General features: G+C 73.7%; 4 protein-coding genes and 1 pseudogene. 3 read left to right on the plus strand and 2 right to left on the minus strand.

The annotated features are described in order from the left end of the window. Nucleotides 1-1,300, plus strand: a pseudogene (locus tag NCC78_RS27990) (WG repeat-containing protein); the annotation flags it as partial. Between the two features lie 46 nt (nt 1,301-1,346). After that, complete coding sequence (locus NCC78_RS27995; RefSeq protein ID WP_250798252.1) at nt 1,347-2,345, plus strand: aldo/keto reductase family protein; 999 nt, start codon at nt 1,347-1,349, stop codon at nt 2,343-2,345. Between the two features lie 152 nt (nt 2,346-2,497). Here the strand turns inward: NCC78_RS27995 and NCC78_RS28000 are convergent, their stop codons facing one another. Then, the gene (locus NCC78_RS28000) at nt 2,498-3,295 is read right to left on the minus strand and encodes a site-2 protease family protein (RefSeq protein WP_250798253.1); all 798 of its coding nucleotides are present in this window, start codon (nt 3,293-3,295) and stop codon (nt 2,498-2,500) included. Next, complete coding sequence (locus NCC78_RS28005; protein WP_250798254.1) at nt 3,295-3,495, minus strand: hypothetical protein; 201 nt, start codon at nt 3,493-3,495, stop codon at nt 3,295-3,297. The genes NCC78_RS28000 and NCC78_RS28005 overlap by 1 nt, the downstream gene beginning before the upstream one ends. Nucleotides 3,496-3,626: 131 nt before the next feature. Here NCC78_RS28005 and NCC78_RS28010 point away from each other — a divergent pair. Further along, nucleotides 3,627-4,483, plus strand: an 857-nt coding sequence (locus NCC78_RS28010; protein WP_250798255.1) for a serine/threonine-protein kinase, incomplete at its 3' end; no start/stop codon positions are given.

Below are 4,483 nucleotides of genomic sequence, written 5' to 3' on the forward strand. Positions count from 1 at the left end.
AGAAGCCGAGCGACCCCGAGCAGGTGCTGACGAACCACCGTTGGCGGCTCGACCCGACGACGCTGCGCGAGGTGGTGGAGGAGCCGGACGAGTTCCGGACGATCCGGCGGCGCCTCACCGAGAAGCTGGGCACCGCCGTCGACAACCGCTCCCGCGCCCGGCTGCTGAGCCTGCGGGCCGTGGTCTCCCGGATCGTCGGCGAGCTGGACGACGCGCTGGCCGACGGCCGGCTCGCGCTCACCTACGCCGAGGCCACCGGCGAGCTGCGGCGTACCGCGCTGGCCCAGGCGCGGCTGGCGCACGTGCTGCGCTGGCGCGGTGACTTCGCCGAGGCCGACCGGCTCTTCGCCGAGGCCAACTCCGTCGAGCTGCCCGACCGGCTGCGCGCCGCGCTGCACGAGCACGCCGGGCGGTCCTGCTACGACCAGGGCCGGCTGATGGAGGCGTGCCACCACTTCGAGCGGGCGCTCGACCTGCGCGGCGACGGCGACGCCGAGCTGCTGGCCCGGATCCGACTGAGCCTGGACGCGGTCGCGGACCGGGCCAGCGGGACGGGCTTCGGGCCGTACCCCCGCAGTCGCGACGAGGTGCTGGAGCGCGACCGGCCCCCCGTGCCAGCGCGCGACGGCGACCTGTGGGGTTTCACCGACCCGGATGGCGACATGGTCGTGCCGGCCGAGTACGCGCAGGCGCAGCCGTTCTCCGACGGGGTGGCCTGGGTGCGCCGGCCGGCGACCGACCGGTGGTCGCTGGTCGACCTCACCGGTGCGACCGTGCTCGAACCGTTCTACCGGGCGGTCCGGCCGTTCTCCGACGGGCTGGCCTGGGTGTCCGGCGGCGAGACCGCCGGTTGGGTGGCGATCGACCCGACCGGCGAGGTGGTGGTGCCGCACGGCTTCGCGGACGTACGCCCGTTCCGGCGCGGGGTGGCGGCCGTCCGCCGGGACGGCTGGGGGCGGTCGACCGCAACGGCCGGATCGTGGTGCCCACCCGGCACCACGGGTTCGCGACCGCCCTGGCCGACGGCCGGTACGTCGAGGGCTTCACCGACGAGGGGCTGGCCGTGGTGGACGTGGCCGGCCGACATGGCGTGGTGGACCGGACCGGGAAGGTGCTCGTGCCGCCCGCCCACCCGGTGCTGGTCATCCACCCGGTCGCGTTCCTGGTCGGCGACGGCGCCGGGCGTTGGGGCGCGCTCGACCGGCGGGGCGAGCCGCTGATCGACCCGACGCACCGCGACCGCGACGACCTGGTGGCGGAGATCGAGCGGCTGCTCACCGACACGACCCCCGTGCTCTGACCGGCCGCCCCCGGTGACCCTGATCCGGGCGGGCTAGGGTCGGAGCATGGAATTCCGACACCTGGGCCGTTCCGGCCTGATGGTCAGCGAGATCTCGTACGGCAACTGGATCACCCACGGCTCGCAAGTGGAGGAGGACGCGGCGTTCGCCTGCGTCCGGGCCGCCCTCGACGTGGGCATCACCACCTTCGACACCGCCGACGTCTACGCCGGCACCCGCGCCGAGGAGGTGCTGGGTCGCGCGCTGGAGAGCGAGCGCCGCGAAGGGTTGGAGATCTTCACCAAGGTGTACTGGCCCACCGGGCCCGGCCGCAACGACCGGGGCCTGTCCCGCAAGCACATCATGGAGTCGATCGACGGCTCGCTGCGCCGGCTGCGCACCGACTACGTGGACCTCTACCAGGCCCACCGGTACGACTACAGCACGCCGCTGGAGGAGACGATGGAGGCCTTCGCCGACGTCGTGCACTCCGGCAAGGCGCACTACATCGGCGTCTCCGAGTGGAAGGCGTCGCAGATCCGCGAGGCCCACCAGCTCGCCCGTGAGCTGCGCATCCCGCTGGTCTCCAACCAGCCGCAGTACTCGATGCTCTGGCGGGTCATCGAGACCGAGGTCGTCCCCACCAGCGAGGAGCTGGGCGTCGGGCAGATCGTCTGGTCGCCGATGGCGCAGGGCGTGCTCTCCGGCAAGTACCTGCCGGGCCAGCCGCCGCCGGCCGGTTCCCGGGCCACCGACGAGAAGTCCGGCGCGGGCTTCATCGCCAAGTGGATGACCGACGAGGTGCTGACCCGGGTGCAGCGGCTCAAGCCGCTGGCCGAGCAGGCCGGGCTGAGCATGGCCCAGCTCGCGATCGCCTGGGTGCTGCAGAACCCGAACGTCTCCTCGGCGATCGTCGGGGCGTCCCGGCCCGAGCAGGTGCACGACAACGTCAAGGCCGCCGGCGTGAAGCTGGACGCCGAGCTGCTCAAGGCGATCGACGAGATCGTCGAGCCGATCACCGAGCGCGACCCGGCCAAGACCGAGTCCCCCGCCCAGCGCCCGTAACCCGGCGGGCTCCCCGCCCGGGTGCTGCGGCGTCGATCCGGGGCCTGTCGTTGCCGCTGGGGACCAGCGAGCGACGGCAGGCCCCGGTCGACCGGGTCAGCCCTGCCAGACGCCCGTTCGGGGTCAGCCCCCTGCCAGAGGCCGGTTCCGGGTCAGCCCTGCCAGAAGCGGATGAGGTCGAGGCCGAGGACGTAGAGGCCGGGCGGGAGGCCCAGCAGGTCGCCGACGGCGAAGACCGCGCCGAAGAACCAGCCGCTGATCCGGGGGTTCCACAGCAACGCGAAGAGCAGGATGAAGCCGAACGGGGCGAACACGTCGTACATCTTGCGCCACTGCGGGCCCAACCACGGCTGGATCATGTTGCCGCCGTCCAGGCCGGGCACCGGAAGCAGGTTGAGCACGCTCGCGGTGAGCTGGAGGAAGGCCAGCAGCGCCACGGCCGCCCAGAACTCCACCGGGCCGCCGCCGGCCGCGCCGGCCTGCACCGCCGCCACCAGCACCAGCGTGAACAGCACGTTGGTGGCCGGGCCGGCGAGGCTGACCAGGGTGTGCCGCAGCCGCCCCGGGATGGCGTGCCGGTCCACCCAGACCGCCCCACCGGGCAGGCCGATGCCACCGAGCAGCACCACCACCACCGGCAGCGCGATCGACAGCAGCGGGTGGCTGTACTTCAGCGGGTTCAAGGTCAGGTAGCCGCGGTGCGCCACGCTCCGGTCGCCGGCCCGGAACGCCACGATCGCGTGGGCGTACTCGTGCAGGCAGAGCGAGACCAGCCAGCCGGAGACGACGAAGAGGAACACGTCGAGCCGGACGTTGCCGACCCCGTTCCAGGTCAGCACGCCGCTGGCCACGAAGAGCGCGACCAGGGCGAGGAAGACGGGGCTCGGGCGGAACGCCGCCCGAGGCACGCCGAGCACCAGCGGCTCGCCCCCCGGGCGGTCGTACGCCATCACTCGGCCGTGGGCAGCAGGCTCATCCGGTAGTCCACCCGGTCGTCCTCGACGAGCGCGACCGAGGTGACGCCGGACGCCGCGAGCTCGCGCCAGGCCTGGCCGATCCAGGACTCGGCGTCCGCCTGACTGCCGAACGACTCCGCCGGCCCCTCGACCGACTCGCCGTTCGCGCCCTCGTACCGCCAGCTCCACGCCATGCCGCGTCTCCCCTCGCCGCCGATGTCCCGGTGGGACGAACCCCCGCAAGCGTAGTCGGCCGGCTGCGGAACGGCCGCCGCTCGGGTGACACGATGATCGACCGCTCCGCCCCGACCGCTACCGTGACCCGGTGCTGACTCAAGGAGTGGTGCTCAGCGAGCGGTACCGGCTGGGCGAACGGGTGGCGACCGGCGGCATGGGCGCGGTCTGGCGGTGCACTGACCTCGCGCTGGAGCGCGAGGTGGCGGTGAAGGTGCTCCTGCCGGCCCTGACCGCGGACCCCGAGTTCACCACGCGGTTCCGGGCCGAGGCGCGGATGCTGGCGGCGCTGCGGCATCCCGGCGTGGTCGCGGTGCACGACGTCGGCCGGTCCACCCTCGCCGACGGCAGCCGGATCGACTACCTGGTGATGGAGTACGTCGACGGGGAGCCGCTGGGCACCTGGCTCCGGCGGGCGGGGCGGCTCGACCCGGCGTCGACCATGTCTGTGGTCGCGCAGGCCGCCGAGGCGCTGCACACCGCCCACCTGGCCGGCATCGTGCACCGGGACGTGAAGCCGGGCAACCTGCTGGTGAAGCGGGACGGCCGGGTGGTGCTGGTCGACTTCGGCATCGCCCGTTCCGGCACCACGGCCGGCATCACCGCGGCGAACGTGGTGCTCGGCACCGCCTCGTACATGTCCCCGGAACAGGCCGCGAACCAGCCGGTCTCCCCGGCGACGGACATCTACGCGCTCGGCGCGGTGGCGTACTTCTGCCTGGCCGGGCGGCCGCCGTTCGACGGCGACAACCCGCTGCAGGTGGCGCTGCGGCACTTGCAGGACGAGCCGGCACCGCTGCCGCCGGGCACCCCGCCGCCGGTGGTCGCCCTGGTCGAGCGGGCGATGGCGAAGCGCCCGGGCGAGCGGTACCCGGACGCGGCGGCGCTGGCGGACGCCGCGGCCGAGGCGCGGGACGCGACCCTGGCGATGATCCCGATGTCCGCACG

This window comes from Micromonospora phytophila, from assembly GCF_023656545.1.
GTDB classification, from domain to species: Bacteria; Actinomycetota; Actinomycetes; order Mycobacteriales; family Micromonosporaceae; genus Micromonospora; species Micromonospora phytophila.

What these genes read in the sequence shown, in the direction of transcription:
- NCC78_RS28005 (WP_250798254.1), bottom strand. Translation starts at nt 3,495, where the DNA reads ATGGCGTGGAGCTGGCGGTACGAGGGCGCGAACGGCGAGTCGGTCGAG.
- NCC78_RS27995 (WP_250798252.1), top strand. Translation starts at nt 1,347, where the DNA reads ATGGAATTCCGACACCTGGGCCGTTCCGGCCTGATGGTCAGCGAGATC.
- NCC78_RS28000 (WP_250798253.1), bottom strand. Translation starts at nt 3,295, where the DNA reads ATGGCGTACGACCGCCCGGGGGGCGAGCCGCTGGTGCTCGGCGTGCCT.